General features: G+C 71.0%; 25 protein-coding genes, 1 tRNA gene and 1 pseudogene. 11 read left to right on the top strand and 16 right to left on the bottom strand.

The window, feature by feature from the left end; translation table 11 throughout:
- Positions 1-505 precede the first annotated feature (505 nt).
- Complete coding sequence (locus AB0D48_RS20875) at positions 506-1,069, top strand: hypothetical protein (protein WP_362398693.1); 564 nt, start codon at positions 506-508, stop codon at positions 1,067-1,069.
- 184 nt (positions 1,070-1,253) lie between these two features.
- Here AB0D48_RS20875 and AB0D48_RS20870 read toward each other — a convergent pair.
- Positions 1,254-1,358 (bottom strand): annotated as a pseudogene (locus AB0D48_RS20870) (NUDIX hydrolase); the annotation flags it as partial.
- Positions 1,359-1,554: 196 nt separating this feature from the next.
- Positions 1,555-1,629 (bottom strand) — tRNA-Val (locus tag AB0D48_RS20865).
- Between the two features lie 21 nt (positions 1,630-1,650).
- On the opposite strand from AB0D48_RS20865, the gene AB0D48_RS20860 reads away from it, so the two are divergent.
- The 3 genes from AB0D48_RS20860 (at position 1,651) to AB0D48_RS20850 (ending at position 4,135) form a co-directional block, all read left to right on the top strand.
- Positions 1,651-2,979, top strand: a complete 1,329-nt coding sequence (locus AB0D48_RS20860) for a hypothetical protein (protein WP_362398690.1) — start codon at positions 1,651-1,653, stop codon at positions 2,977-2,979.
- A 127-nt stretch (positions 2,980-3,106) separates the two neighbouring features.
- A complete protein-coding gene (locus AB0D48_RS20855) occupies positions 3,107-3,784 on the top strand; it encodes a DUF4383 domain-containing protein (RefSeq protein WP_362398687.1) in 678 nt (225 codons plus the stop codon).
- A 135-nt stretch (positions 3,785-3,919) separates the two neighbouring features.
- The gene (locus AB0D48_RS20850) at positions 3,920-4,135 is read left to right on the top strand and encodes a zinc ribbon domain-containing protein (RefSeq protein WP_362398684.1); all 216 of its coding nucleotides are present in this window, start codon (positions 3,920-3,922) and stop codon (positions 4,133-4,135) included.
- A 20-nt stretch (positions 4,136-4,155) separates the two neighbouring features.
- On the opposite strand, the gene AB0D48_RS20845 is transcribed toward AB0D48_RS20850, so the two are convergent.
- From AB0D48_RS20845 to AB0D48_RS20830, 4 genes are read right to left on the bottom strand one after another with little or no spacing between them, the layout of a single operon-like run.
- A complete protein-coding gene (locus AB0D48_RS20845; RefSeq protein ID WP_362398681.1) occupies positions 4,156-4,815 on the bottom strand; it encodes an O-methyltransferase in 660 nt (219 codons plus the stop codon).
- Positions 4,812-5,633: an HAD family hydrolase gene (locus tag AB0D48_RS20840; RefSeq protein ID WP_362398679.1), complete on the bottom strand. Its 822-nt coding sequence runs from the start codon at positions 5,631-5,633 to the stop codon at positions 4,812-4,814. The genes AB0D48_RS20845 and AB0D48_RS20840 overlap by 4 nt, the downstream gene beginning before the upstream one ends.
- On the bottom strand, positions 5,630-8,167 hold the full coding sequence (locus AB0D48_RS20835) for a phosphoribosyltransferase (protein ID WP_362398943.1): 2,538 nt from the start codon (positions 8,165-8,167) through the stop codon (positions 5,630-5,632). Before AB0D48_RS20835 ends, AB0D48_RS20840 begins: the two co-directional genes overlap by 4 nt.
- Positions 8,168-8,199: 32 nt before the next feature.
- Positions 8,200-9,366 (bottom strand): HpcH/HpaI aldolase/citrate lyase family protein, encoded by a 1,167-nt coding sequence (locus AB0D48_RS20830; protein WP_362398676.1) that lies wholly within the window; start codon positions 9,364-9,366, stop codon positions 8,200-8,202.
- Between the two features lie 194 nt (positions 9,367-9,560).
- On the opposite strand from AB0D48_RS20830, the gene AB0D48_RS20825 reads away from it, so the two are divergent.
- Complete coding sequence (locus AB0D48_RS20825) at positions 9,561-10,331, top strand: TerD family protein (protein WP_362398940.1); 771 nt, start codon at positions 9,561-9,563, stop codon at positions 10,329-10,331.
- Positions 10,332-10,534: 203 nt separating this feature from the next.
- Here the strand turns inward: AB0D48_RS20825 and AB0D48_RS20820 are convergent, their stop codons facing one another.
- From AB0D48_RS20820 to AB0D48_RS20795, 6 genes are all read right to left on the bottom strand, one after another.
- The gene (locus AB0D48_RS20820; protein WP_362398673.1) at positions 10,535-11,275 is read right to left on the bottom strand and encodes a Tellurium resistance; all 741 of its coding nucleotides are present in this window, start codon (positions 11,273-11,275) and stop codon (positions 10,535-10,537) included.
- Positions 11,276-11,430: 155 nt separating this feature from the next.
- Positions 11,431-12,546, bottom strand: coding sequence for a DUF475 domain-containing protein (locus AB0D48_RS20815; protein WP_362398670.1), 1,116 nt, complete (start codon positions 12,544-12,546; stop codon positions 11,431-11,433).
- A 25-nt stretch (positions 12,547-12,571) separates the two neighbouring features.
- Positions 12,572-13,147 carry a TerD family protein gene (locus AB0D48_RS20810; protein WP_362398667.1) on the bottom strand — a complete coding sequence of 192 codons (576 nt, stop codon included), beginning with the start codon at positions 13,145-13,147 and terminating at the stop codon, positions 12,572-12,574.
- 184 nt (positions 13,148-13,331) lie between these two features.
- Positions 13,332-13,907 carry a TerD family protein gene (locus AB0D48_RS20805; protein WP_266788238.1) on the bottom strand — a complete coding sequence of 192 codons (576 nt, stop codon included), beginning with the start codon at positions 13,905-13,907 and terminating at the stop codon, positions 13,332-13,334.
- 160 nt (positions 13,908-14,067) lie between these two features.
- Complete coding sequence (locus tag AB0D48_RS20800; protein WP_362398663.1) at positions 14,068-14,526, bottom strand: peroxiredoxin; 459 nt, start codon at positions 14,524-14,526, stop codon at positions 14,068-14,070.
- A 146-nt stretch (positions 14,527-14,672) separates the two neighbouring features.
- Positions 14,673-15,101 (bottom strand): DUF3052 domain-containing protein, encoded by a 429-nt coding sequence (locus tag AB0D48_RS20795; RefSeq protein WP_362398661.1) that lies wholly within the window; start codon positions 15,099-15,101, stop codon positions 14,673-14,675.
- A gap of 440 nt (positions 15,102-15,541) precedes the next feature.
- On the opposite strand from AB0D48_RS20795, the gene aceE reads away from it, so the two are divergent.
- Positions 15,542-18,274 carry a pyruvate dehydrogenase (acetyl-transferring), homodimeric type gene (gene aceE, locus AB0D48_RS20790; RefSeq protein WP_362398658.1) on the top strand — a complete coding sequence of 911 codons (2,733 nt, stop codon included), beginning with the start codon at positions 15,542-15,544 and terminating at the stop codon, positions 18,272-18,274.
- Positions 18,275-18,344: 70 nt separating this feature from the next.
- Entirely contained in the window at positions 18,345-19,142 is a 798-nt protein-coding gene (locus AB0D48_RS20785) for a potassium channel family protein (RefSeq protein ID WP_362398655.1), read from the top strand.
- Here the strand turns inward: AB0D48_RS20785 and AB0D48_RS20780 are convergent.
- Entirely contained in the window at positions 19,123-19,503 is a 381-nt protein-coding gene (locus tag AB0D48_RS20780) for a peptidase inhibitor family I36 protein (RefSeq protein WP_362398652.1), read from the bottom strand. The two genes, AB0D48_RS20785 and AB0D48_RS20780, sit on opposite strands and share 20 nt — an antisense overlap.
- Before the next feature lie 200 nt (positions 19,504-19,703).
- Positions 19,704-19,832 (bottom strand): hypothetical protein, encoded by a 129-nt coding sequence (locus AB0D48_RS20775; RefSeq protein WP_362398649.1) that lies wholly within the window; start codon positions 19,830-19,832, stop codon positions 19,704-19,706.
- Between the two features lie 254 nt (positions 19,833-20,086).
- Here AB0D48_RS20775 and AB0D48_RS20770 point away from each other — a divergent pair, with 254 nt between their 5' ends.
- The 3 genes from AB0D48_RS20770 (at position 20,087) to AB0D48_RS20760 (ending at position 23,043) form a co-directional block, all read left to right on the top strand.
- Positions 20,087-20,767 (top strand): TetR family transcriptional regulator, encoded by a 681-nt coding sequence (locus tag AB0D48_RS20770; RefSeq protein WP_362398646.1) that lies wholly within the window; start codon positions 20,087-20,089, stop codon positions 20,765-20,767.
- Positions 20,768-20,981: 214 nt separating this feature from the next.
- Positions 20,982-22,121 (top strand): alpha/beta hydrolase, encoded by a 1,140-nt coding sequence (locus tag AB0D48_RS20765; protein ID WP_362398937.1) that lies wholly within the window; start codon positions 20,982-20,984, stop codon positions 22,119-22,121.
- Positions 22,122-22,197: 76 nt separating this feature from the next.
- Entirely contained in the window at positions 22,198-23,043 is an 846-nt protein-coding gene (locus tag AB0D48_RS20760) for a DUF4429 domain-containing protein (protein WP_362398644.1), read from the top strand.
- Positions 23,044-23,354: 311 nt separating this feature from the next.
- On the opposite strand, the gene AB0D48_RS20755 is transcribed toward AB0D48_RS20760, so the two are convergent.
- Entirely contained in the window at positions 23,355-24,395 is a 1,041-nt protein-coding gene (locus tag AB0D48_RS20755) for an aldo/keto reductase (protein ID WP_362398642.1), read from the bottom strand.
- Complete coding sequence (locus AB0D48_RS20750; RefSeq protein ID WP_362398640.1) at positions 24,392-24,790, bottom strand: MerR family transcriptional regulator; 399 nt, start codon at positions 24,788-24,790, stop codon at positions 24,392-24,394. Before AB0D48_RS20750 ends, AB0D48_RS20755 begins: the two co-directional genes overlap by 4 nt.
- Positions 24,791-24,869: 79 nt before the next feature.
- On the opposite strand from AB0D48_RS20750, the gene AB0D48_RS20745 reads away from it, so the two are divergent.
- The gene (locus AB0D48_RS20745) at positions 24,870-25,691 is read left to right on the top strand and encodes a serine hydrolase domain-containing protein (protein ID WP_362398934.1); all 822 of its coding nucleotides are present in this window, start codon (positions 24,870-24,872) and stop codon (positions 25,689-25,691) included.
- The last annotated feature ends 18 nt before the right edge of the window (positions 25,692-25,709 follow it).

Genomic DNA, 25,709 nt, shown 5'->3' with positions numbered 1-25,709 from the left:
TGTTGACGCCTACGTAGCAGTCACGAAGGTTGTCGTGGTGCTGGCGCTCACCCTCCCAGCGCCTCACTTCGCCGGCGGCGCGTTGGGCCAGGTAACCCGACGCCAGGGTGCCGCCGACACCCGCGAAACCGACCAGCAAGGCGGCCAGGGATGCATCCACCGGCTCAGCACAGCAGGCGCCCCCTGTCACATATGTGAGGCATGCCCTTACTCAACAGTTCATCCCCGGTCACGGAAGCCAAGTGCCGCCTCCCACGACGGGACGCTCGGCCCCGCGTAGGACACCCCTGTGAGGTCGCCCGGAGTCACGGGCGGTCGCCCTCGTTGATGACATCGCGAGGTCAGCCATCGCAACTGTGCGCTGCCTGCACCCCCGTGCACTCTTGCACGCCCTGCCCGACGCACACACCGTGGTCAGGTGCAGCTCAGCGTTCCGACGACGCACGGGGGAGGGCAACGCATAGTGAGTTCAGTATCACTCTGGGCCATTGAGACGTTCGGGGCCGTGGCGGGCCGGCTGGCCGAGTCGATCCCCGCCTGCCTCGTGGAAGCCCACGCCAGGGCGCGTCACGCCCATGAAGAGGTCCGTACTCGTACACAGGAAGCGTATGGCCACGGCCTCCACGCGGCGCAGTACGAGACGCTCGCCGCTGGTCTGGAACCGATCGACGGGGCGGCTTCCCGACGGCTCCAGGGCCGGACGGTGATGGTCGTCGGCAGCAATGTCATCCTGCCGATCCGCTATGCGCAGAGGGACGTCCCGGTTACTGCAGCGCGGCTCCGGAAGGCTTATGGCCTCCGGGCCGACCTGATCCGACGCCACGGCCCGAAGCCGTTGCAGCTGACACTCGACCTCGACCTGGAAGAGCTCGACGAGGAGCATTTACATCCGGACGTGGCTCTCCTCCCGCCGGAGCTGCAGCTGATCATCGTGGCGTACGCCTGCTCGTTGGAGCAGGGCGTCATAAGGGTCGAGTGGGGCTCGGCAGAACTACTGCACGGGGATCGCCGCCTCATCTGGCACCATCACGAGCCGCTCCTTCCGCCGGCTGACCCGCGCCCCGCCTAGTCTGCGGTCCCCAGGTCAGCCACAACTCACAACAACCGCACGCTGGTCACCTCTGAGGGCCTTCCCACCCGCCCACCATGGCCCACCCGGGGAGGGCGCTCGTCGCTGGGCAACGGAAAGCCGCCACGACCGTCCCCACCCCAACCAGCGGCGTCCCGAGCGCAGTCAAGACCGCGGCCGGGGACTGGCGCACGTCCCGGCTCCAGACGCGAGGCCCGTCCCCGTCCAGGACATCCAGCAGCCGATTCGCGCAGACCTCGGGCATCCGCTCGGACACCTCTGCGGGCGTGGAGCGACTGAACTGCCCGGGTTTCGCCGGACGTTCGCTCGCTGCCACAGGAGGACAGGACACGGAGCGCCAGGCGCTCGGGCGCACGGACCGGCTGCTGCGCCGACGGCCCGTCCGTCCGTCCGTGACCGTCTCCGCTGACGTCAGATCCGGATGCAAAAGACCCCCCGCCAAGATCGGCGGGGGGCCTTTGTGCTGGTGGGCGCGGACGGTTTCGAACCGCCGACATCTGCTTTGTAAGAGCAGCGCTCTACCCCTGAGCTACGCACCCGTGGATGAGTGGACAGCCTACATGGCGGGCACACCCCCCACGCAAACCCGTTCCCGTGGGGGAGAATGGTCCGGGGCATGGCGGACGCGGTACGGGAGAGGGATTGTGACAACGGCATCCCGGCGTTGGTTTGGTGGGCGGGACGAGAGTCGGCGGGCGGATGCGCAGGCGGCGAAGGATGCCGCCGCCGCCGCGTTCTACGAGCTGGACACCGCGCAGCGGGATCTGCGGATCTCGATCGAGACCATCGCGGCGGCGGACGGGTCGCCCGCCGCGCGGCAGGCGAGCGAGGGGTTCGCCGCGCTGGGGCAGCGGATCGACCAGGTCAGCCATGTGTACATCCAGGCCGTCGACGCGCACGACCTGGACCGGGTGGATCTGGAGGCCTCCGTCGCCACGCAGGCCCGGGAGCAGTTGACCCGGGCGCGTGACGAGCTGGTGCGGGCCAAGGCGGAGCTGGACCGGTTCGCGCAGGGTCTGCAGCCGCTGCTGGACAAGGCCGAGACGCAGCTCGCGCGGGTCGCGCCGGCCCGGGAGCGGGCGAAGGCGGCGCTGCTGGCGGCCAGTGACGCGCTGGATGCAGTACGGGCCAAGGGGATGCGAGCCGATGACCTGGCGGCGCGGCTGGCCGCGCTGGGGCCGGAGCTGACCAAGCTGAACCAGGGTGCGGCCCAGCACGGGGTGCAGGAGACCGTGCAGCGCGCCGACCGGATCCTGCGGGACGCCGAGGGCGTGCGGGCGGAGGCGGCGCGGCTGCCGGAGCGGGCCGCGGAGATCGACCGGCGGCTGGTGAGCCTGCGGACGCGGGCCCAGGCGCTGCGCAACCGGGCGGACCGGGTGGATCCGGTCCTGAGCGAGCTGCGCCGGCGGTTCAGCGCGGCGTGCTGGCAGGACCTGCAGCACGTCCCCGACCAGGCGGTACGGGATGTCGCGCAGGCGGAGGACCGTCTCAAGGAGGCGTCCCGGGCGCGCGACGAGCAGCGCTGGGCCGACGTGGGGGTGCTGATCGACGGGGTACGGGCTTCGCTGGAGGCGACGGACGAGGCGGTGTCGGCGGCGCAGGACCGGCTGACGCGGCTGGAGGCGGTGGCGCGGAACCCGCGGGACGAGGTGGACCGGACCCGGTTCGCGATCCGGGATGCGCAGCGGCTGGCGATGGCGGGCCGCAGCGTGCCGGATCCGCGGCACGCGCGGCCGCTGGACGAGTCGGTGGCCCGGGTGGACCGGGCGCTGGCGGAGCTGGAGGGACGGCACCCGGACTACTGGCATTTCCTCCAGGAGATGGAGGAGGTCCGGGTGGCGGTGGGCCGGGTGGTGGCGGACATCCGGGGCGACCGAGCCGTCGGGTGAGGCCGGACTTGTCCCGGGGTGGGCATCGGCGGATGCTGGAGGTGCCGGGAACGGAGCAGAGGAGGGTGGTATGGCTGCCCACACTTTCCACAGGCCTCGTGCGCACCGCGTACCCCAGGCACCTCCTGTGCCGCATGAGTCGTACGCGCCTCACGCCCTCTACGGGTGCCATGAACCCCACGAGCACTATGCGCCGTACGTAGCCCATGAGCCCTACGCGTCCCACGCACCCCAGGTCCCCCACGGGAGACTGCGACGCCTTCTGCATCCCGTCAATGCCCGGCTCGACGAGCATCTGCCCACCGATCACAAGCTCAGCAAGGTCTACCGGAGCGGGGCCGGCCTGACCGGTCTGCTGCTGGTCGCCTTCGGCATCCTGGGGCTCATCCACCGGATCGGGTTCTTCGACACCGGTGGAGACACGGTGCTCGCCCTGAACACCAACGGCGCGCTGAGTGTCCTGTCGATCTGCATCGGCGGGGTGCTGTTCATCGGGACATTGATCGGCAAGACCTTCGCCTCCACCCTGAACATCGTGCTCGGGGTGGCGTTCATCCTGAGCGGATTCGCCAATCTCGCCCTGCTGGACAGCAGTTTCAACTTCCTGGCCTTCAAGATCCCGAACGTGCTGTTCAGTTTCGTCGTCGGCGTGATGCTGATGTGGTTCGGGATGTACGGGCGGGTGGGCAGCGCGCTGCCGCACGACAATCCGTACTGGCAGGCCCGCCACCCCGAGGCGGCGGCCCGGGAGCAGCGGGTGGCGACACGGAGCGGAAGCGGGAGTGGGAGCGGGAGACGCCTCTAGGACTCCGCGCCCCGCCCCCTCCGGCCCGCACCCTCCCCCCTCCGGCCCGCGCCCTCCCCCCTCCGGCCCGCGCCCCGCGACCTCCGCCCGGCCGCACCCTGCCATAAATCGTCCCGCCGCCGTTAACCTGGCCGCATGCCTCGATACGAATTCCGCTGCCGGACCTGCGACGACACCTTTGAGGTCAGCCGGCCGATGGCCGAGTCCTCCGCGCCCGCCGACTGCCCCGCCGGGCACGCCGACACCGTCAAGCTGCTCTCCGCCGTCGCCGTGGGCGGCACCAGCAGTGCCCCCGCGCCCGCCCGGGCGGCAGGCGGCGGGGGCTGCTGCGGTGGCGGTGGCTGCGGCTAGACGCAGCCGGGCGACGCCGCCTAGCGCTTGCGCGAGAGGGTCAGGCCGTCCGAGATCGCCAGCATGACGGACTCCATGCGGGAGTCCGCCGCGACGTGTTCGTTGAAGGCGCGGACACCGGCCGCCGAGCCGGTGGCCGACTCGTCGAGGACCGTGCCGTGGAACAGGGTGTTGTCCGTGACGATCAGGCCGCCCGGACGCAGCCTCGGCACGAGCTCCTCCCAGTAGGCGATCTGGCTCTCCTTGTCCGCGTCCACGTAGGCCATGTCGACGTGCGGTTCCGCGGGCATCGCACGGAGCGTGTCCAGCGCCGGGGCGATGCGCAGCTCGATGCGGTCCGCGACGCCCGCCGCCGCCCAGGCCGACTTGCCGTAGGCCGTCCACTCCTCGGAGACGTCGCAGGTGACGAGGCGGCCGTCCGCGGGCAGCGCCTGCGCCATCGACAGGGCCGAGAAGCCGGTGAAGGTGCCCACCTCCACGATGTGGCGGGCGCCCGTCAGCCGGACGAGGAAGGCCAGCAGCGGCCCCTGTTCCTCCGCCGACTGCATCCCGGCGACGTCCGGGAACTGGGCGTACGTCGTCTCCACCAGCCCCCGCTGGTACTGGTCCAGCGGGGGGTTGTGGTCGAGCATGTACCGGTAGAGCTCGTCAGTGATCTTGGTGCTGTTGCCCTTGGTCATGCGGTCAGTGTCGCAACCGTCCGGCCGAATTCGCGGACGATTTCCTCACCGGCCAGGACGCCGGCCGCGGCCAGCGCGGTCACCGACGGCGCCGTCCAGGCCGCGTCCGCCAGCTCGCCGTGGCCCGGGCGCCAGGCCGCGTCCGCCGCCAGCAGCAGGTCGGCGTCCAGGAGCGAGTCGCCGGCGGCGAGGGTGGTCGTGGCGCCCGTCCGGCGGGCCACCTCGTGCATCGCCGCGCTCTTGGTCAGCGGGCGCGGCACGGCGTAGATCTTGCGGCCCTGGAGGGAGACCGTCCAGCCGCGCGCCTGCGACCACTCGGCCAGGGACTTGAGCCATTCGTCGGGCACCAGGGCCCGCTCGACGACCAGGTACGCGAACAGGTCCTCCGCCACCCGTGCCTTGCGCAGCCATGCCGGGTCCGCCGTCGCCAGCAGGTGGGCGTGCACGTCCTCCAGAGGGGCACACTCCTCCGCCAGGCGCGCCGCGACCTGCCGCCGCCAGTCGCGGTCCGGGACCCCGTCGACCAGCAGCTGGCCGCCGTTCGCACAGATCGCGTACTGCGCCGGGCGGCCGGGGAAGCGGATCCGCTGGTACTGCTTGCGGGTCCGCGTCGTCGTCGGTACGAAGACGACCGACGGGTCGGCCGTCAGCTCCGCCAGCAGTCCCGCCGCCGTCTCCGTCATGTAGGACAGCGGCTTGCTCTCGTGGACCTCGACGCACAGCAGCCGCGGGGCCACCGGGTCGGGCATGGTCAGGCCGAGGGCCGCCGTCGAGTAGATGAGCGTACGGTCGAGATCACTGGCTACCAGGACAGTCACTTCGAGGCCACAGCCTTTCCGTCGGCGCCGGTGGCGCCGCGCGTGAATCGGGGGTGGATGAGTCCGACGCAGGTGTAGGGAAGCCCGTCGACCTCCTCCACGGGGACCCCGCGCTGCTCGGCGAGCAGCCGTACGTGGTCCAGGTCGGCGCCCGCGCCGCGCTGCGCGAGGATCTTCCACGGCACTCGGCGCAGCAGCACGCGGGTGGTCTCGCCGACCCCGGGCTTGACCAGGTTCACGTCGTGGATGCCGTACTCCTCGCTGATCCGCTCGACCGCCGCCCAGCCCTCCCAGGTCGGCGTACGGTCGGCCGCGAGCAGCTCCTTGACCTCGGCGCCGACGGCGTCGGCCACCTCGTCGAAGCGGGCGGCGACCGTGTCGACGAAGTCGACGGACACGTCGGCCCCGGAGAGCTCGCGGTAGAACTTGGCGCCGTGGAAGTCGGCGGGCCCGACCAGGTCGGACCTCAGCACCGTACGCGAGACGAGGCCGGAGACGGTGGAGTTGAGGCAGGCTGACGGGATCAGGAAGTCCTCGCGGGTGCCGTAGGTCTGCACGCACGAACCGGGGTCGGCGAGGACCACGATCTCCGGGTTGAAGCCCGGGCCCCCTTCCTTTTCCTGATGGGCGGCGAGGGCGGCGGTCAGCTCGCGCGTGATGGCGCCCTTGCCGGTCCAGCCGTCGACGAAGACGACGTCGGCCGGGTCGTGGTGGGCGGCCAGCCAGCGCAGGGCGTTGGCGTCGATGCCGCGGCCGCGCACGATGGAGACGGCGTAGTGCGGAAGGTCCAGGCCGTGCCGCGCCCGGGCCCAGCGGCGCATCAGCACGCCGACGGGAGTGCCCGCCCGGGCCAGGGAGACCAGGACCGGGGAGGGGGAGCGTTCGGCGAGGACGGTCTCGGTGACGGTGCCGACCGCGCGGGCGATGCGGGCCGCCGAGGCGGTCAGGGCGCTCTGGTAGAGCTCCTGGTACTGCGGGCTGGGCTGGTACTCGACGGGCAGCGATTCGGCGTAGTGCGCGCCACCCGCCTGTATCGCTTCCTCGCGCTCCTCGGTCGGGGCCTCCAGCTCGACGCGGGAGAAGTCCTGGAGCAGCCAGCCGACGTCCTCGGCGGCGTACGAGGAGAACGCGGGCCCGCGCAAGGGCTCGTGCGTGATCGGCTCGGTCATGATCGGCTTTTGCTCCTGCCGGTCGGGTACGTAGGAAGGTACGGCGGCCAGCAGGACGCGGCCGGTGTGCGGAGCCAGGCTCGCGAGCAGTCCCGACCGCAGCTCGGGGGTGTCCCCGGCCGAGTCGACGACGGCGATGACGGCGTCGAAGCCGGCGCCCGCGACGTTGTACGCGTAGCGGTCTCCGGGGCCGTCGGCCGGGGCGTCGTGGGCGGGGAAGACCAGCCGGGTGCGGATGGCGTAGCCGGGATCGTCCACGGCGAGCACGGGCGAGCGGGTGGTGGTGGAGAAGCGGACCTCGCGGGCCGCACCCGCCTCCTCCAGGGCCTTCGCCAGGCGCAGCGGGGCGTACATCAGCTCTTCGTTGCCGAGTACGAGGATGCGGCCGGGCCGGTCGCCCAGCGCGGCTGTGAGCTCGGCGGTCAGGTCGGGCAGGGCCGCGTTCAGTGCTTCGCGGTGGACGGGTGTGAAGCCGTGACGGCCGCCGTCGGGGACTCCGGCGGGCCAGTTCAGGTCGATGCGCGTGATCGGCTGCGGGCCGGGGGCTCCGCCCCGGACCCCACGCCCCGAACTCCCCCGGCTACCGCTGGGAGGTACACCGGGGCGGGGCTGGATTTGCCCGCCCCGAGCCTCGGCGAGGGCAGCAGTTCGGGCTTCGTACTCCTCCACCAACGCCTGGCCCTTGGTCAGGACGCCGTCCGGGAGGGTGACCGTGCCCGAGGCCAGGGATATGAGGTCCACGCGGGCACCCAGCTCGGCGGCGAAGACGGTGAGACGGGCGCGGTCGGCCGGGGAGCGCATGTCGACGAGGGCGACGACCACGTAGTGCGGGCGGGGATGGCGGGCGTGGAGGTCGCGGATGGTGTTCAGGACCGTGTTGCCGGTGGAAAATTCGTCGTCGACGAGGACCAGCGGCCCGCTGCCGGCCAGCAGCTCGGGGTCCTCGGGCAACAGCAGGTGCGAGGTGGCGTGCGAGTGGGCCTCCTCGAAGCCCCCGGCGGGCTCCACTCCCCGCACGGGCCGGCGGGTGGAGTGCAGGTAGGGGACCGGGCCCAGGCCGTCCGCGACGCAGTGGCCGAGCCCGGTGGCCGTCTCGGCATAGCCGAGGACCACCGCCGAGGCGGCGCCGTCCGCGCCGAGCAGGGCCCGGACCCGCTCGCCGAGCCCGAACCCGGCGGCGTACACGGCCGCCGGGGACTGCGGAACGTGCTTGCCCAGCACCTGTGAGACCAGCAGGTGGGCCCGCTTGGGGTTGCGCCGCAGGGCCAGGCCGAGCAGCTCTGTCAGCCGCGGCCCTCCTCCGGAGCCCTCCAGGCTGATGCCCAGCCGGTCCGCGACCCATGTTCCCGACCACACCGTGTCGATCGTCTTGCCTTCCCTCGTCGTCACCGGCCCGCTCACACCTGGAGCCCGGCCGTGAGCAGGTCGACGAAGCCGACCTCCTCCTTCGCCACACCGAACACCTCGGCGCGCAGCATGGTGCGCTCGGCCCAGGCCCGGTGGGGCTTCACCTCGTTCATTTTGTTCGTGTAGACGGAACGCATCACTCCGCCGCCACCGCGCTCGGGGCGCAGGATGTCCTGGGCGTCGCTGAACTCCTCGTGGGAGACCACCGACAGTGCGTGGACGGGCGTGACGTGGGCGGGGTGGATGCAGGTCTTGCCGAGCAGTCCGTTGGCCCGGTCGAGTTCGATCTCGCGCAGCAGGCCGTCCAGGTCGTGTTCGATCAGGGCGGTGCGCAGTTCCTCCACGCCTTCCGCCAGGAAGGGGCTGCGGCGCAGTTGTGGCTTGAAGAGACGCTGCTGGCTGCGGAAGTACTCCCACACCGGTCCGGTGACGGTGAAGCCGGTGCCGTCGGCGCGGCTGAGGACGTTGACCACGTCCGCGATCACGCCGGCCACGATCTGGACGTCGTAGGCGGTCATGTCGGGGGTGCGGCGCAGGCCGTAGGCGGAGCAGAAGTCGGTGACGCCGAGCCGCAGGGCCAGGACCCGCTCGCGGTGGCCGTTGACCGTGCGGGAGATGCCGGCGAGGGTTTCGACGCGGGTTTCGAGGTGCAGGAGGTCCGGGGTCTCCAGGACGGGCATCGCGTACAGGCGGGCCCGGCCGTAGGCGGCCTCGGCCTGGGCCACGGCGTCGAGGAAGGCGCTGCCGCTGCTCTCGTCGAACTTCGGGAGTACGAATCCGGCCAGTCGCCGGGCGGAGCCGCCCAGGCGGCGCACCAGGTCGGGTATCTGCTCGGGCGTGCGGACGCGGATGAACAGCAGCGGGAGCTCGGCGGTGTCCGCGTCGAGCTCGGCGAACTGCCGGACGAGGTTCTCCTCCGCCGCGACGACGTCGCCGTCGCTGATGGAATCCTCCAGGCAGAGGACCATGGAGACGACTCCCCGGCCGGCCTGCTTGCGGATGTCCCGGGCGAGCTGGGGGCGGGTGGCGGGGCTGTACAGCGTGGCACCCAGAGCCGCGGCGAGGACACGCGCGGGCGAGGCTCCGGTGAATTCCGCCGGTTCCTGGTGGAAGAGGTCCTTACGGACAGTGGGCGATATGTGCCCGAAGTGACGCATGTGCTTCCCCCGTACTGCCTCGGCGGCCCATCTGGCGTGGCCGGTAATAGTACGTACGAACGTGAGTCAAGAGTTCCTCAAGCACATGAAGTTCAGGTAACCCTCTTGCACCATGCCCAGCTCTCGCGTTCGGGACAAGGCCCTACGGGGGGCCGCATTGTCCCGGTCCACCCCGGGAGGGCAGGATGACGGGCATGACGCACGCGATGCAGAAGGGCTCGAACATCCCGGTGGCCGCCGTGGCGGTCCGGGCGGTGCTCCGCTGGACGGCCGGCCCCGAGGTGCCGGACGTGGACGCCTCCGCCCTGCTGGTGGGCGCTGACGGCCGGGTGCGTTCGGACGAGGACTTCGTCTTCTACAACCAGCCCCGGCACCCGTCGGGGGCCGTGTGGCGACTCGGCAAGAAGCAGCTCGGCGACGCGGTCACCGACGCCGTCCAGGCGGACCTGCGGACGGTGACCCCGGCGGTGGACCGGATCCTGGTGGTCGCCTCCGCCGAGGACGTCCCCTTCCAGCGGGTCCGCGACCTGCGGATCCTGCTCTACGACGCCACCGCGGCCGGTGGCGCCGAGCCGCTGGCCTACTTCGACGTGCGGCCCGAGACCGGCGCCGAGACGGCGCTGATCTGCGGCGAGCTGTACCGCCGGGGCGAGGGGTGGAAGTTCCGGGCCCTGGGCGAGGGCTATTCCGACGGGCTGGTGGGGCTGGCGACCGATCACGGGATCTCGGTCGACGAGAACGCCGCCGAGCCCGCCACGAGCCCGGAGGCCGGGTCCGGCGCCGGACCCGCCGGAGGACCCACCTCCGAGCAGACGGCCGCGATGGCCCCGCCCACGCAGGCGCCGCCGCCGGTCCAGCCCGCCTACGGGTACCCGCAGCCGGTGTCCCCGGCCCCGGTGCCGGGTCCGGCCGCGGACCCGTCGTTCCGGCTGCCGGTGCAGGGCCCGCAGTTCATCCGCCGCTGACGCCGCCGGCTCCGGGGCAGGCGCCGCGAGGCCGGCGAGGCCGCTGATCGCCGGCACCGCCGAGGCCGCGAGGCCGGTGGCGCGCACCGGGCCCCCAGCCCCGCCCGGGACTCCGGTCGGCCCGGGGCACGTGTCAGGCCCGGCCTCGGGTCAGGCCGGGGGCTCCGGTCAGGCCCGGCCTGCGGTCCGGCCCCGGGCCCCGGTCAGGCCTTGGTGCTCTTGTAGCCCCGCCCCCACTGGAGCCCCCAGCCGTACAGCCGGTCCAGCTCGGCCTGGAACCCGTACACGAACTTCACCTCGCGCCGCACCACGAGCTCGCCCTTGACCCGCTCCAGGGAGACCACCGCACAGGAGCGGGCCTGCGGCTGCCGCTCCTCCAGGGGGATCTCGATCCGCGGCCCGGTGACCGGGAACAGGGTGACCAGGGCGTGCGTCCGGTCGAAGGCCGGGGTCTGGTCGTAGATGTAGACGAAGACCAGCAGCCGCTTGATCTCGTCGGCGTGGTCGAGGTTGACGTAGAGCGTCTCGCCGGACGCCGAGCCGAACCTGTCGTCCCCGCTGAGCTTCACGTACGGCGGGTCGTTGATGTCGCCGAGCAGGTTGCCCAGCGGCTGGACGACGCCGCGGGTGCCGTCGGTGAGCTCGTAGAGGCAGCCCATGTCGAGGTCGACGTTGACCATGCCCTGGGTGTGCGCCTGCACCATGTCGGGCTTGAACAGCTTGAACGGGTGCCGGAAGAGCTGGCCGCTCTGCCCGGAGCTGCCGCCGATGTCCGAGGTGCGCATGCGCCAGGACAGGTTGACGCGCAGATTGCCGTGGACCGCCCCCTGTTTGGTGAGCGAGACCGTCGAATGTCGTTTGGTCAGCTCGATCGCGTTCGACGAGGCGCTGCCCGACTGGAACTGCACGGCGCGGCTGCCCATGATGCCGTCGAAGAAGCCCATCCCCTACCCCCCTTGATCCCTTGATCCCTTGATCCCTTGGTCCCCTGGTCCGCCGAACCCCTGGACCCCTGATCCCTACGGAAGCGGGGCGGCCCGCCGGGTCCGTGGACCCGCCCGGCCGCCCCGCAATTGAGCGTTCCGCATTACAGCCGCGGTCATGCCTCGGCGGCGGCACCCTCCAGTTCCAGGCGCTTGTTCCGACGCACCGAGGACCAGAAGGACCATGCGATCAGCAGGACACCGACGAGGCCGGTGATGACCTCGTTGATCTCGTACTGGATGGTGACGAGAAGGAGCACGGCGAGGGCGCCGATGGCGTAGTGCGCGCCGTGCTCCAGGTAGACGTAGTCGTCGAGGGTGCCCTGGCGGACCAGGTAGACCGTCAGCGACCGGACGTACATGGCACCGATGCCGAGGCCGAGGGCCATGAGCACGATGTCGTTGGTGATGGCGAAGGCGCCGATGACCCCGTCGAAGGAGAAGGAGGCGTCGAGGACTTCGAGGTACAGGAACATGAAGAACGCGGCCTTGCCGGCCATGGCGACGGCAGTCACCGGCTTGCCGGACTTCTTCGCCTCTTCCTCGGCCTCGTGCTCGGCCTCCTCCTCTTCCTCCAGCTTGTTCTCGAAGTAGCCGGAGAGGCCGCCGACGATCATGTAGGTGATCAGGCCGAGAACGCCGGAGACGAGGACGGTCTGCGCCTTGTCCACGTGAACGCCGCCGTGCTGGTGGGCGTGGGTGGCGAAGGTCATCGAGGTGACGACCAGGACGATCAGCGCGATGCACGCGGACAGCATGTCGACCTTGCCGAGCTTGGCGAGCGGGCGCTCCAGCCAGGCGAGCCATTTGATGTCGCGGTCCTCGAAGATGAAGTCGAGGAAGATCATCAGGAGGAACATGCCGCCGAAGGCGGCGATGGACGGGTGAGCGTCCGTGACGAGCTGCTCGTACATTTCCTTGTCGGTCATGGCCAGATCGACGGCCTCGATGGGCCCGATCTTGGCGCTGATCGCGACGATCACGACGGGGAAGACCAGTCGCATGCCGAAGACCGCGATGAGCACACCGACAGTGAGGAAGATCTTCTGCCAGAAGGCATTCATCTTCTTCAGGATTCCGGCGTTGACCACCGCGTTGTCGAACGACAGCGAGATCTCAAGGACCGACAGGATCGCGACGATCCCGAAAGCCTGCCACCCCCCGTAGAACACCGCTGCGACCAGACCGAGCGCAGTGATTGCGAACGACCAGCCGAAGGTTTTGAGAACCACTGGCACCCCATCGTCTTGTACGGCTTTACGAAACGTTGACCCCGAAGTCTAGAGCGATGCCCCTCAGGCCCGACGCGTACCCCTGCCCCACCGCACGGAACTTCCACTCACCCCCGTACCGGTAGACCTCGCCGAAGATCATCGCGGTCTCGCTGGAGGCGTCCTCGGAGAGGTCGTAGCGGGCCAGTTCCTGCCCGTCCGCCTGGTTCACGACGCGGATGAAAGCGTTGCTGACCTGGCCGAAGCTCTGCCGGCGCGAATCCGCCTCGTGGATCGAGACCGGGAAGACGATCTTGTCCACACGGTCCGGCACCTTGGTGAGGTCGATGATGATCGACTCGTCGTCACCCTCACCCTCGCCGGTGAGATTGTCGCCCGTGTGTTCGACGGAGCCCTCGGGGCTCTTCAGGTTGTTGTAGAAGACGAAGTACTCGTCCCCCAGCACCCGGCCGCTGTTGCACAGCAGCGCGCTGGCGTCGAGGTCGAAGTCCGCGCCCGTGGTCGAGCGCGCGTCCCATCCGAGGCCGATCAGGACCCGGGTGAGGTTCGGTGCGGCCTTGGAGAGGGAGACATTGCCCCCCTTGGCGAGTGTGACGCCCATGTTGTGGTCCTCCCCGGACGACGGTGTGGCGGTCTGGCGGTGTGGCAGGTGTGGCAGGTGTGGCAGGTTATGCCGTGCGCGTCCGTGCGCGGTCCGTGCGAGCCATGTGGCCCGCGCGGGCCGTAAAGCCGGTCCGGCGCCGTACACACAGTGCACGGCGCCGGACGGGTGATTGCTCTCAGGCTCAGACGTTGACGCCGAAGTCCTGCGCGATGCCGCGCAGGCCCGAGGCGTAGCCCTGGCCGATGGCGCGGAACTTCCACTCCGCGCCGTTGCGGTACAGCTCGCCGAAGACCATGGCGGTCTCGGTCGAGGCGTCCTCGGAGAGGTCGTAGCGGGCGAGCTCGGTGTTGTCGGCCTGGTTCACCACGCGGATGTACGCGTTGCGGACCTGACCGAAGCTCTGCTGGCGGCTCTCGGCCTCGTAGATCGAGACCGGGAAGACGATCTTGGCGACATCGCCCGGGACACCGGCGAGGTTGACCTTGATGGCCTCGTCGTCGCCCTCGCCCTCACCGGTGGTGTTGTCACCGGTGTGCTCGACCGAGCCGTCGGGGCTCTTCAGGTTGTTGAAGAAGACGAAGTTCGCGTCGCTGGCGACCTTGCCCTGGTCGTTGGTCAGGATCGCGCTGGCGTCGAGGTCGAAGTCGACACCGGTGGTGGTGCGAGCATCCCAGCCCAGACCGACGATGACCGCCGTCAGGTTAGGCGCGGCCTTGGTCAGCGAGACGTTGCCGCCCTTGCTGAGGCTGACTCCCACGGGTCCTCCATTGGGTTCATGTGTGGGGCGGGGCCCCGTCGTGCGGTTGCTACCGGATCAACGTTTCGATCCTAGTGACGGGTTCCCGCCTGGACGCGGTTTTCGCAGGGAACTGCGGCCGACGAGCCGACCACGAGCCGCCCACGCCCGACGACGGGCCTCAGAGGCTGTCGAGGGCCTTGATGTACTCGTTCAGGTCACGCGCGTCGGGCAGTCCGTTGACGACAGTCCAGCGCACGACGCCGTCCTTGTCGATGATGAAGGTGCCGCGGACCGCGCACCCCTTCTCCTCGTCGAAGACGCCGTACGCGCGGGAGGTCTCCCCGTGCGGCCAGAAGTCCGACAGCAGCGGGTAGTCCAGGTTCTCCTGCTCGCCGAAGACCCGGAGGGTCGGCACGGAGTCGTTGGAAACCGCGAGGAGCTGGACCTCGTCGTTCTGGAAGCGCGGCAGCTGGTCGCGCAGCTCGCACAGCTCGCCGGTGCAGACGCCCGTGAAGGCGAAGGGGTAGAAGAGCAGCACCACGGCCTTCTCCCCCCGGAAGTCGGAGAGCCGCACGGTGGCGCCGTGGTTGTCCTTGAGCTCGAAGTCCGGGGCCTTGTCGCCGACCTGGATCGCCATCTCTCGCGTCCCTTCGTTTCCTGCATACCTGCGTTGGGCTGTTCGGGTGAGGCAAAGCCTATGCACGCCGGGCGCCGGGAACGCACACACCCCGCCGACCGGGGTCGACGGGGTGACAAAGTGTCCGCTCGGCTGCGGGGCGCGGCTCAGCGCTTGGACTTGACGGCGGTCTTGGGCGTCACCAGCTTGGTGGCGCCCCACTCCTTGCCCACGGGGAGACCCTTGGCCAGCGAGAGGCCGGCGGTCTCCGCGGCTTCCTTGATGTCGCTGGCCTCGACGTAGCCGGGGCGGCCCGTCTTGGGGGTCAGCAGCAGGATCAGTGCGCCGTCCTCGATCAGCTCGGTGGCATCGACCAGAACGTCCGCCAGGTCGCCGTCGTCCTCCCGGAACCACAGCAACACGGCGTCGGCGACGTCGTCGTAGTCCTCGTCGACGAGTTCGCCGACGAGCCCATCAACGACATCACGGAATTCCTGATCGACGTCGTCGTCGTAGCCGATCTCCTGGACCACCTGTTCGGACTGGAAACCCAGCCGGGCGGCCAGGTTCTCCGCGTGGTCCGCGGTCGCGCTCACGGGGTGCCTCCTGCTCATGTTCGGTGAATGTCTTCTGGCGGCGCGCGTACGCGCAGCATTGGACGTAGTCCACACGGGCGCGGCGGATCGCGCAAGTACCCGGCCGCCGAGACCGTCGAAACGGTGACGATTGCGGCCGTCTCGCCGCAACTTTCAGCCCCTCCGTATACACCTCGGGTGATTCATCCCACACCATTCCGGTTCATTCGTCATCGCTTCAGGACTTTCCTACCTGTTTGAGGGACGAACGGCCTTCCGAAGGAGGTGACCGGCTTGGGCGTAAGGTTGCGATGTGGCCGCATCTGCCCCCGACCCCCTTCCCGTGGCTCCCTGCCGTCTCCAGGGATTACCCAGTGGTAGAGATGACGATTTCGGCCGAGCGTAAGACCATGGGAGGCGGCGAACCCAAGGCACGACTCCCCCGACAGCGAAGGAACAGCGTGGCTTCCGCATCCGATCGCAATCCGATCATCATTGGCGGCCTGCCCAGTCAGGTCCCGGACTTCGATCCGGAGGAGACGCAGGAGTGGCTCGACTCCCTGGACGCAGCGGTCGACGAGCGGGGCCGTGAACGCGCCCGCTACCTGATGCTGCGGCTGATCGAGCGGGCCCGCGAGAAGCGCGTGGCCGTGCCCGAGATGCGCAGCACGGACTACGTCAACACGATCGCCACCAAGGACGAGCCGTTCTTCCCCGGCAACGAGGAGATCGAGCGCAAGGTCCTCAACGCCACCCGCTGGAACGCGGCCGTGATGGTCTCGCGCGCCCAGCGCCCGGGCATCGGGGTCGGAGGCCACATCGCGACGTTCGCCTCCTCCGCCTCCCTCTACGACGTGGGCTTCAACCACTTCTTCCGGGGCAAGGACGAGGGCGACGGCGGCGACCAGATCTTCTTCCAGGGCCACGCGTCCCCCGGCATCTACGCCCGCGCCTACCTCCTGGACCGGCTCACCGAGCAGCAGCTCGACGCGTTCCGGCAGGAGAAGTCGAAGGCCCCGTACGGCCTTTCCAGCTACCCGCACCCGCGGCTGATGCCGGACTTCTGGGAGTTCCCGACCGTCTCGATGGGCCTCGGCCCGCTCGGTGCGATCTACCAGGCCCGGATGAACCGGTACATGGAGGCGCGCGGGATCGCGGACACCTCCAAGTCCCACGTATGGGCGTACCTCGGTGACGGCGAGATGGACGAGCCGGAGTCGCTCGGCCAGCTGTCCATCGCCGCGCGCGAGGGCCTGGACAACCTGACCTTCGTCGTCAACTGCAACCTGCAGCGCCTCGACGGCCCGGTGCGCGGCAACGGCAAGATCATCCAGGAGCTGGAGTCGATCTTCCGGGGCGCCGGCTGGAACGTCATCAAGCTGATCTGGGACCGCTCCTGGGACCCGCTGCTGGCCCAGGACCGCGACGGCATCCTGGTCAACAAGATGAACACCACCCCCGACGGGCAGTTCCAGACGTATGCCACCGAGTCCGGCGCGTACATCCGCGAGCACTTCTTCGGGGACGACCAGCGGCTGCGCGCGATGGTCGAGAACATGAGCGACCAGCAGATCCAGCACCTGGGCCGCGGCGGACACGACCACAAGAAGGTCTACGCGGCGTACGCGGCGGCCAAGGCCCACAAGGGCCAGCCGACGGTGATCCTGGCGCAGACGGTCAAGGGCTGGACGCTAGGCCCGAACTTCGAGGGCCGCAACGCGACGCACCAGATGAAGAAGCTGACGGTCGACGACCTCAAGCGCTTCCGCGACCGCCTGCACATCCCGATCACGGACGCCCAGCTGGAGAGCGGCGCGCCGCCGTACTACCACCCGGGCCCGGGCTCGCCCGAGATCCAGTACATGCACGACCAGCGCAGCTCGCTCGGCGGCTACGTGCCGACCCGCGTGGTGCGCGCCAAGCCGCTGCAGCTGCCGGATGACGCGGCGTACGCGGCCGCCAAGAAGGGCTCGGGCCACCAGTCGATCGCCACCACGATGGCCTTCGTCCGCATCCTGAAGGACCTGATGCGGGACAAGGAGATCGGCAAGCGCTTCGTGCTGATCGCGCCCGACGAGTACCGCACCTTCGGTATGGACGCCTTCTTCCCGAGCGCCAAGATCTACAACCCGCTGGGCCAGCAGTACGAGGCGGTCGACCGCGACCTGCTGCTCGCGTACAAGGAGTCCCCGACCGGCCAGATGCTGCACGACGGCATCTCGGAGGCGGGCTGCACGGCCTCGCTGATCGCCGCGGGTTCGGCGTACGCGACGCACGGCGAACCGCTGATCCCGGTGTACGTCTTCTACTCGATGTTCGGTTTCCAGCGCACGGGTGACCAGTTCTGGCAGATGGCCGACCAGCTGGCGCGCGGTTTCGTCCTCGGAGCGACCGCCGGCCGGACCACCCTGACGGGTGAGGGCCTCCAGCACGCCGACGGTCACTCCCAGCTGCTGGCCTCGACGAACCCGGGCTGTGTCGCGTACGACCCGGCCTACGGCTACGAGATCGCGCACATCGTCAAGGACGGTCTGCGGCGCATGTACGGGCCGGAGTCGGAGGACGTCTTCTACTACCTGACCGTCTACAACGAGCCGATCCAGCACCCGGCCGAGCCGGCGGACGTCGACGTGGACGGGATCCTCAAGGGCATCCACCGGGTGTCGCAGGGCACGGCGGGCACCATCGGGGCGCAGATCATGGCCTCGGGCGTGGCGGTGCCGTGGGCGCTGGAGGCGCAGCGGATCCTGGCCGCCGACTGGAACGTCCGGGCGGACGTCTGGTCGGCGACCTCCTGGAACGAGCTGCGCCGCGAGGCCGTCGAGGTGGAGGAGCACAACCTGCTCCACCCGGAGGAGGAGCAGCGCGTTCCGTACGTGACGCGGAAGCTGTCAGGTGCGGAGGGTCCGTTCGTGGCGGTCTCCGACTGGATGCGGTCGGTGCCGGACCAGATCTCGCGCTGGGTGCCCGGTCCGTACACCTCGCTGGGCGCGGACGGTTTCGGCTTCGCCGACACCCGCGGTGCGGCCCGGCGGTTCTTCCACATCGATGCCCAGTCGGTGGTCCTGGCGACGCTCACCGAACTCGCCAAGGCCGGCCGGATCGACCGTTCGGTGCTGAAGCAGGCCGTCGACCGCTACCAGCTGCTGGACGTCGCGGCGGCGGACCCGGGCCCGGCGGGCGGCGACGCGTAGCCGTCACCCTTCCGTGGGGGCGCCGGGACACCTGTCCCGGCGCCCCTTACGCGTTCTTTACGATGCTGGCATGAAGGAACCCTCCCGCCAGGCGCGCTGGGTGCGCCGTACACAGGCGCCGCTCCTGGTGCTCGCCGTGGCGTTCGCCGTCGCCTACGCCGTGCCCATCGTGGCGCCCGACGCGGATCCGGCGGTCCACCGGGCGTGCACGCACGCGGAGTGGGTGGTGTGGGGGGCGTTCGCGGTCGACTACCTGGTGCGGCTGCTGCTCGCCGGTGACCGCAGGGTCTTCGTACGGACGCACTGGCTGGACCTGGCCGCGGTGGTGCTGCCGCTGGTCCAGCCGCTGCGGCTGCTGCGGCTGGTCGCCACCCTGATGCTGGTGGGGCGCCGGGCCCGGATGGCTCCGCAGATCCGGCTGACGACTTATGTGGCCGGGGCCGTGGTGGGGCTGCTGATGTTCGGCTCGCTCGCGGTGCTGAGCGTGGAGCGGGACGCCCCCGACGGGAACATCAAGAACCTGGGCGACGCGGTGTGGTGGTCCTTCACCACCATGACGACGGTCGGGTACGGCGACCACTCCCCCACCACCGGCCTCGGCCGGGTGCTGGCCGTGGGGCTGATGCTGTCGGGGATCGCCCTGCTGGGTGTGGTGACCGCCAACATCGCCGCCTGGTTCATCGCCCGCTTCGAGCGGGACGACCAGGTGGAGCGGCTCCAGCTGGCGGCCATCCGGGAACTCCAGACGGAGGTACGGGCGCTGCGCGCCGAGGTCGCAGCGCTGGGCGGCGGGGCGGCAGGGCCGGTCGAGCCCGTCGACCGGACCGCCGCCCCGCCGCCGCGCGGGGCTACGTCTCCCACACCTTGAACGCCCTTACCTGGTACGGCGACTGGGGCAGCCAGACCCCGTCGCCCGGGTAGGTCTGGAACTCGCCTGTCTCCGCGCACACCGCCGACTGGTACGTCGTCACCGGGCGGCCGGTCCGATTGCTGAGGGACTGGGCGCTGGTCCCCGCGGGCAGGGCGGTGCAGCTGTTGATGTCCAGGGTGCTCAGCTCGTGGGTCTGCCGGGTGCCCTTGAACTCGGGCTTCGCCCACAGGCACAGCTGCCCGGTCGCGCAGGCCCCGAGCGTGGCCGGGCCGGCGGCGTGCGCCGCGCCGGACGTGCTCGGGACGAGGGCGCTGAGGGTCAGGCCGACTACGGCGAGAGTGGTGCTCCACGTACGCATGACGGGTCAACTCCTTGTGGACGGACGTGCCCCGGACCGTTTCCGAAAGCTCCGCCGACACCACGCTGACCTGGGCCGATGGCCGAGCGGAAGAGGCGTCGGGCGGGTCCACCCTGATAGGCGACAGCCCCGCCGGAACCATCCTGCGGGGCTGTCGTACGTACGGAGTTGACGCATCCGCGGGCGCCGGCCCCTGGCCCTCAGGCGTGTGCGGCGCCCGCCCCCACGGTGGCGTTCTCGCCCCGCTCGGTGAAGCAGGCGAGGGCGAGCGGAGGCAGCTCGGCCGTGCGCCAGTCGTCCCCGAACGAGTTGCCGACCGTACTGGCCATGACGGCGCCCAGGACGGCGCTTCCTTCCCCTTGAAGCGGGGCATCCCCGCCCGCTGAGGCACCGGCAACCTCGCCTTGACGTCCTGATACATGCGCGGTTCGGCAGGCCCCGGGCATCCTCGGCACCAGATGACAGCGACTGACACTTCACAAACGGCTTAGCGGTACCGCCGCTGTGGCGCGGGTCACAGGTAACCTGACCGCTCACTCGGCGTCAGAAGAGCAGAAGAACAGCGGAAAGGAGCCCCACGGTGATGATCGACGAGCGGCCGGCGCCGGCCGCACCGGTGGTGGCGGGACTGCGCGAGCGCAAGAAGCGGCGCACCCGGGACGCGCTGCTGCGCGCCGCCCTGCAGCTCTTCATCTCCCAGGGGTACGAGCGCACCACCGTCGATGAGATCACCGACGCCGTGGACGTGTCCCAGCGGACCTTCTTCCGCTACTTCGCGAACAAGGAAGAGGTCGCCTTCGCCGTCCAGGACCTGGTCGAGTCGCACTTCTTCGCCGAACTGCAGGCCCGGCCGCCCGCCGAGGGCCCCTTCGCGGCGATGCGCGGCGCGGTGCTCGCCGCCTGGGACACTCTCGAGGAAGCCCTCTCCGAAGTGGTCCCCCTCGACCTCTACATGCGCAGCTACCGGCTGATCGAGTCCACCCCGGCCCTGCTCGCCGTACACCTGCGCCGCTCCACCGAGCTGGAGGAGCGGATCGCCCGGCTGATCGCCGCCCGTGAGGGCCTGGACGTGGACATCGACCCACGGCCACGGGTGGCCGTCGCCGCGTTCTCGGGCGTGATGCGCGTCACGGGGCGGCTGTGGGGGCAGGGCGAGGACACCAGCGTGGCCGCGATCCGGCGGATGACCGAGATGTACCTGGACCACATCGGCCCGGCGCTGGCGGCGGATTGGCGCCGTACGCCCGCCACGGACCGGAACTGACCGGTGGACCGGGGCCTGCCGGGCAGGACGGCGACCGGAGTTGCGGAGCTACCCGGTCGGCCGTGAGTCCCGTCACCCGGCGCGCCGCGGCCGGAAGGCGTCTTTTACGCTGGTCGCAGTGAAACTGTCAGGCCTTGCCCACCCCACCGCCCCCGACGCCGACCCGCGCCCCGCCGCCCTGCGCACCCTGCTCGCGCTCGCGGTGGTGTTCGTCATGCTGGCGACCACCGGCTGGACGGCCGTGCACCGCCCCGAGAACGGCACTCCGATGCGTGCCGCGGCCCTCGCCGCCTGGGCCTCGGCTCGGATCGACGGCCGCCCGGTGCCGTCCGCGGATGCCCCCGCCCGGACGGTGGCCCGCTTCTTCCGAGGGCTCGACGGCGCCCAGCGGGCCCGGCTCGCCGACGGCTACCCGCTCGTCGTGGGCAACCTCGACGGAGTCCCCGCCGCCACCCGCTACCGGGCCAACCGGCTCGGCCTGGAGCGGGCCGGCCAGGTCGAGGACGCCCGCAGCCGCGATGTCGCCCTGACCCCCGCCGACCGCTCCGCGGCCGTCCGCCGCTTGCACCGCTTCGCCTCGCTCGCCGAACCGGGCCGGCAGATCTTCGCCTTCGACCCCACCGGTGGCGGCCGCGTCGCCGAGGTCTTCGGCGACCTCGACGAGGCCCGCCGGATCTCGGTGATCGTCCCCGGCGTCGACACCGACGTGCTCACCTTCGAGCGCACCCAGCGCCGCTTCACCGCCCCGGTCGGCATGGCCGAGTCCCTGTACGAGGCCCAGCGCGCGGCCACGCCGGACAGCCGGACGGCGGTCATCGCGTGGGCCGGCTACACCGCGCCGACCGGAGTGGGCATGGACGCCGCCACCGGCCGGATGGCCATGGACGGCGCCGTCCTGCTCAGAGCGCTGACCGTGGCCCTGCCCGGGGACTCCAGCGTGGCGCTGTTCTGCCACAGCTACGGATCGGTGGTGTGCGGGGTGGCCGCGCACGAGCTGCCGGCCCGGGTGACGGACGTCGTGGTGGCGGGCAGCCCCGGGATGCGCGCGGAGAACGTCGCCGGGCTGCACACCTCGGCCCGGGTCTGGGCCACGCGGGACCAGGGCGACTGGATCGCGGACGTACCGCACCTGGAGGTCGGCGGGCTGGGCCACGGGGCCGATCCGGTGTCCCCGGAGTTCGGCGCCCGACTGCTCTCCTCGGTGACGGCCAAGAGTCACACCGGCTATTTCGCGCCAGGGACCGACTCGGTGGACAACTTCGCCAAAATCGGAACCGGCGCGTTCGGTTCCGTGGTCTGCGCGAGCGGCGACGACGCATGCCGCCGTGGAACTTCCGGCGCAGACCAGGACTGACGCGCGTAGAGACGCGGAAAAGGGGCCTCGCACCGAGGGGGGACGTGCGGGGGCCCCTCCCTCTACCATGTGCCGCATGGGTGACGTACTGGCCGGAAACCATGCCGTCTGGGAGTTCGACTCGGACTCGGTGCTCATCCGCTTCGCACGGGGGATAAGAACGCCGAGGACGCCAAGACTCTTTCACGCGCTCGGCTCACGCCGGATCCCCCTGGAAGCGGTGTCCGGGGTGACCGTGACCGCGGGGAAGCGGGACACGGTGGTGCTGCGCGTCCGTCCGCGGCCGGGCGCGGATCCGCTGATGGAGGCCGCGGCGGGGCAGCTGAAGGAGTCCTGCGACCCGTACCGGCTGGTGCTCCCGGGCGAACGGGCCCCGCACGCCGCTGCCTTCGCCGAGGCGCTGCGCGTCCGGCTCGGGCCGGATGCCGCCGAGCCGGCCGATCGCTTCCTGGTCGACGTACCGCGGCCGCCGCTGCACCTGAAGGCGTATGACGCGCGGGTGGGCTTCGACGGCTCGGGGGTCGTCTTCCACTGGTCCCGTACGGGCGCCACCTCCGCCAAGTGGAAGGCGGGCGACCAGCGTTACCCGCTCTCGGCCCTGACCGGCGTGGAGTGGAGGTCCCCGGGCGGGCCCGGCGGGCACCTGCGGCTGCTCGTGCGGGACGCCGCCGCCGATCCCCGCCCGGACCACGACCTGGCGGCCGCCGTCTTCGGCGTGGGGTACGGCGCGGCGCACGAGTCGCTGCCGTTCGCCGCGGCGGTCCTCGCCGGCTTGCGCGACCGTGCCGCCGTGCCCGCGGTCCCCCGGGCGCGCTCCGGCGACGAGCGCCTGCAGCACCTGAACGAACTGCACACGGCGGGCCTGCTGACGGACGCGGAGTACACGGCCCTGCGTGAGCGCTTCACCGCGGATCCGCTGTAGCGGTGGCCCGTGGGGGCCGAGGCCGCACCCCGGCCCCACTCCGCCCTCCCAGGGGCGCCGCCCCCGGACCCCCGCGCCTCAAACGCCGGCGGGGCTGGATGTGGCTGATGCCGTCCGCCTGGCGGGCGTGGAATGGCACCTCCCGCCCGACGGGGCTGGATGTGGCTCCGCCGGGACCCGGCGCCTTCGGCGCAGGTACGCCCTCAATCGCCGGGCGGGGCTGGATTTGCGCTCCGCGCAAACCAGCCCGCCGGCGCTTGAGGCGCGGGGTCCGGGGCGGAGCCCCGGCGGCGCCGCCGCAGACGGAAGGGTCAGGCTTCGCGGGCTGCCGACGTGAAGGTCATGTCCGGATAGCGGTCGCCCGCCACCCGGGCGGCGATCGGCTCCAGCGAGGCCAGTTCCGCCTCCGACAGGGTGATCCGCGTCGCCGCGGCGTTCTCGCGGAGGCGGACCGCCTTGCGGGTGCCCGGGATCGGGACCACGTTCAGCCCGTGCACCGCCGCCCGCTGCTGCACCCAGGCCAGCGCGACCTGCGCCGGACTCGCCCCGTGCGCCTCGGCGATCTCCCGCACCGGCGCCAGCAGCGCCGCGTTGGCCTTCGCGTTGTCGCCGGTGAACCGCGGCTGGTGGCGCCGGAAGTCCTCCTCCGAGAGGTCCGCCGCCGCGTCCGCGAAGGAACCCGTGAGGAAGCCGCGGCCCAGCGGGGAGTACGGCACGAAGGCAACCCCCAGCTCCGCCGCCGCCCCCACCGCGCTGCGCTCCACGTCCCGGCTGAAGAGCGACCACTCCGACTGCAGCGCCGCGATCGGGTGCACGGCGTGCGCCTCGCGCAGCTCCGCGCCGGTGACCTCGCTGAGCCCGAGGTGGCGCACCTTCCCCTCCGCCACCAGTTCCGCCATGGCGCCCACCGACTCGGCGAACGGCACCGCCGGGTCGCGCCGGTGCATGTAGTACAGGTCGATGACGTCCACGCCGAGCCGGCGCAGACTGTCCTCCACCGCCCGCCGGATGTAGGGGCGGTCGTTACGGACGCCCCGGTAGTGCGGGTCGTCGCCCCGCTCTATGGCGAACTTCGTCGCCAGGGTGATCTCGTCCCGGTGCGCTGCCACGAACGGGGCGAGGAATTCCTCGTTCCGCCCCCGCCCGTAAGTGTCCGCGGTGTCGAAGAGGGTGACTCCGGCGGCCAGCGCGGCGTCGAGGGTCTCGCGGGCCGCCGCCTCGTCGGTGTCCCCGTAGAACTCGCTCATGCCCATGCAGCCGAGGCCCTGGACGCCGACCAGCGGGCCGCCCTTGCCGAGTTCGACCTGCGCGAGGGTGGTGCCGTCGAACGTGGTGCCGTCGTACTCCGTCATGACTGTGCGCTCCCCGCGATTTCTTTCGTCGTATAAAGATCGATCTTGTAGTCCAGTACGGCGAGCGCGTCCGTCAGCTCCGACAGCCGCGCCCGCACGTCGCGCCGCGTCCGCTCCAGCAGCTCGCGGCGCTCGTCGACCGTGTGCTCGCCCTCGCGGACCAGTTCGGCGTACCGGACCATGTCCGCCACCGACATCCCGGTGGCGCGCAGCTTGCCGACGAAGGCCAGCCAGTGGAGGTCCGCGTCGCTGAAGCGCCGCTGTCCCGAGTGCGAGCGGTCCACGTGCGGCATCAGGCCGATCCGCTCGTACCAGCGCAGCGTGTGCTGGGTCAGACCGGTCCGGGCCTCGACCTCGCTGATCGTGTACCGCGTCTGCGTCAGGCTCTGGCTCATGGCCCCCACGCTAAAACCCTTGAGTGCACTCCAAGCAAGTAGGCTCGGCCGCATGCACAGCATGGAGGCCGTCAACGGCATGGAAAGCCTGCGGATCATCGAGAACTGGCCGGTGCCGACCGCCGCGGCGGCCGTCGTACGCGCCGACGGGAGCCTGGCCGGCTCCCACGGGCCCGTCGACCACCGCTTCGCGCTGGCCTCGGTCACCAAGCCGCTCGCCGCGTACGCGGCCCTCGTCGCGTACGAGGAGGGCGCGATCGAGCTGGACGAGCCGGCCGGGCCCGAGGGTTCGACGGTCCGTCACCTTCTCGCGCACACCAGCGGCCTGGCCTTCGACGAGCACCGGGTGACCGCCCCGCCCGGGGAGCGCCGGCTGTACTCGAACGCCGGTTTCGAGGTGCTCGGCGACCACATCACCAAGGCCACCGGGATCCCGTTCGCCGAGTACGTGCACCAGGCGGTGTGCGAGCCGCTGGGCATGACGGCGACCACCCTGGAGGGCTCGCCCGCCAAGGACGGCGTCTCCACCGTCTCCGACCTCGTGCGGTTCGCCGCCGAACTGCAGGCGCCCCGGCTGCTCGACGTCCGCACGGTCGCCGCGGCCACCTCCGTCGTCCACCCCGGTCTCAAGGGCGTCCTGCCGGGCTACGGGCACCAGTCGCCCAACGACTGGGGGCTCGGCGTGGAGATCCGCGACGGCAAGTCCCCGCACTGGACGGGCGGCTCGTCCTCGCCGCGCACCTTCGGCCACTTCGGTCAGGCCGGCACCTTCCTGTGGGTGGACCCGGACGCGCGCGCCGCGTGCGTGGCGCTGGCGGACCGCGCCTTCGGCCCGTGGGCCGTGGAGGCCTGGCCCCCGTTCACCGACGCGGTCCTGGCGGAGCTCAGGGGCCGGGCCTAGGCAGGAAGTTCCCAGAAG

Origin of the sequence: Streptomyces sp. NPDC048269 (genome assembly GCF_040652395.1) — a bacterium.
GTDB lineage: Bacteria > Actinomycetota > Actinomycetes > Streptomycetales > Streptomycetaceae > Streptomyces.
Note: the sequence above shows the minus strand (reverse complement) of the source record. Positions and strands in the feature narration are given on the sequence as shown.

Excerpts from the sequence above, each read along its gene's own strand:
- AB0D48_RS20860 (WP_362398690.1), top strand. The coding sequence starts at position 1,651 with ATGGCGGGCACACCCCCCACGCAAACCCGTTCCCGTGGGGGAGAATGG.
- AB0D48_RS20850 (WP_362398684.1), top strand. The coding sequence starts at position 3,920 with ATGCCTCGATACGAATTCCGCTGCCGGACCTGCGACGACACCTTTGAG.
- AB0D48_RS20845 (WP_362398681.1), bottom strand. The coding sequence starts at position 4,815 with ATGACCAAGGGCAACAGCACCAAGATCACTGACGAGCTCTACCGGTAC.
- AB0D48_RS20830 (WP_362398676.1), bottom strand. The coding sequence starts at position 9,366 with ATGCGTCACTTCGGGCACATATCGCCCACTGTCCGTAAGGACCTCTTC.
- AB0D48_RS20825 (WP_362398940.1), top strand. The coding sequence starts at position 9,561 with ATGACGCACGCGATGCAGAAGGGCTCGAACATCCCGGTGGCCGCCGTG.
- AB0D48_RS20820 (WP_362398673.1), bottom strand. The coding sequence starts at position 11,275 with ATGGGCTTCTTCGACGGCATCATGGGCAGCCGCGCCGTGCAGTTCCAG.
- AB0D48_RS20810 (WP_362398667.1), bottom strand. The coding sequence starts at position 13,147 with ATGGGCGTCACACTCGCCAAGGGGGGCAATGTCTCCCTCTCCAAGGCC.
- AB0D48_RS20800 (WP_362398663.1), bottom strand. The coding sequence starts at position 14,526 with ATGGCGATCCAGGTCGGCGACAAGGCCCCGGACTTCGAGCTCAAGGAC.
- AB0D48_RS20785 (WP_362398655.1), top strand. The coding sequence starts at position 18,345 with ATGAAGGAACCCTCCCGCCAGGCGCGCTGGGTGCGCCGTACACAGGCG.
- AB0D48_RS20780 (WP_362398652.1), bottom strand. The coding sequence starts at position 19,503 with ATGCGTACGTGGAGCACCACTCTCGCCGTAGTCGGCCTGACCCTCAGC.
- AB0D48_RS20775 (WP_362398649.1), bottom strand. The coding sequence starts at position 19,832 with ATGGCCAGTACGGTCGGCAACTCGTTCGGGGACGACTGGCGCACGGCC.
- AB0D48_RS20770 (WP_362398646.1), top strand. The coding sequence starts at position 20,087 with ATGATCGACGAGCGGCCGGCGCCGGCCGCACCGGTGGTGGCGGGACTG.
- AB0D48_RS20765 (WP_362398937.1), top strand. The coding sequence starts at position 20,982 with ATGCTGGCGACCACCGGCTGGACGGCCGTGCACCGCCCCGAGAACGGC.
- AB0D48_RS20760 (WP_362398644.1), top strand. The coding sequence starts at position 22,198 with ATGGGTGACGTACTGGCCGGAAACCATGCCGTCTGGGAGTTCGACTCG.
- AB0D48_RS20755 (WP_362398642.1), bottom strand. The coding sequence starts at position 24,395 with ATGACGGAGTACGACGGCACCACGTTCGACGGCACCACCCTCGCGCAG.
- AB0D48_RS20750 (WP_362398640.1), bottom strand. The coding sequence starts at position 24,790 with ATGAGCCAGAGCCTGACGCAGACGCGGTACACGATCAGCGAGGTCGAG.
- AB0D48_RS20745 (WP_362398934.1), top strand. The coding sequence starts at position 24,870 with ATGGAAAGCCTGCGGATCATCGAGAACTGGCCGGTGCCGACCGCCGCG.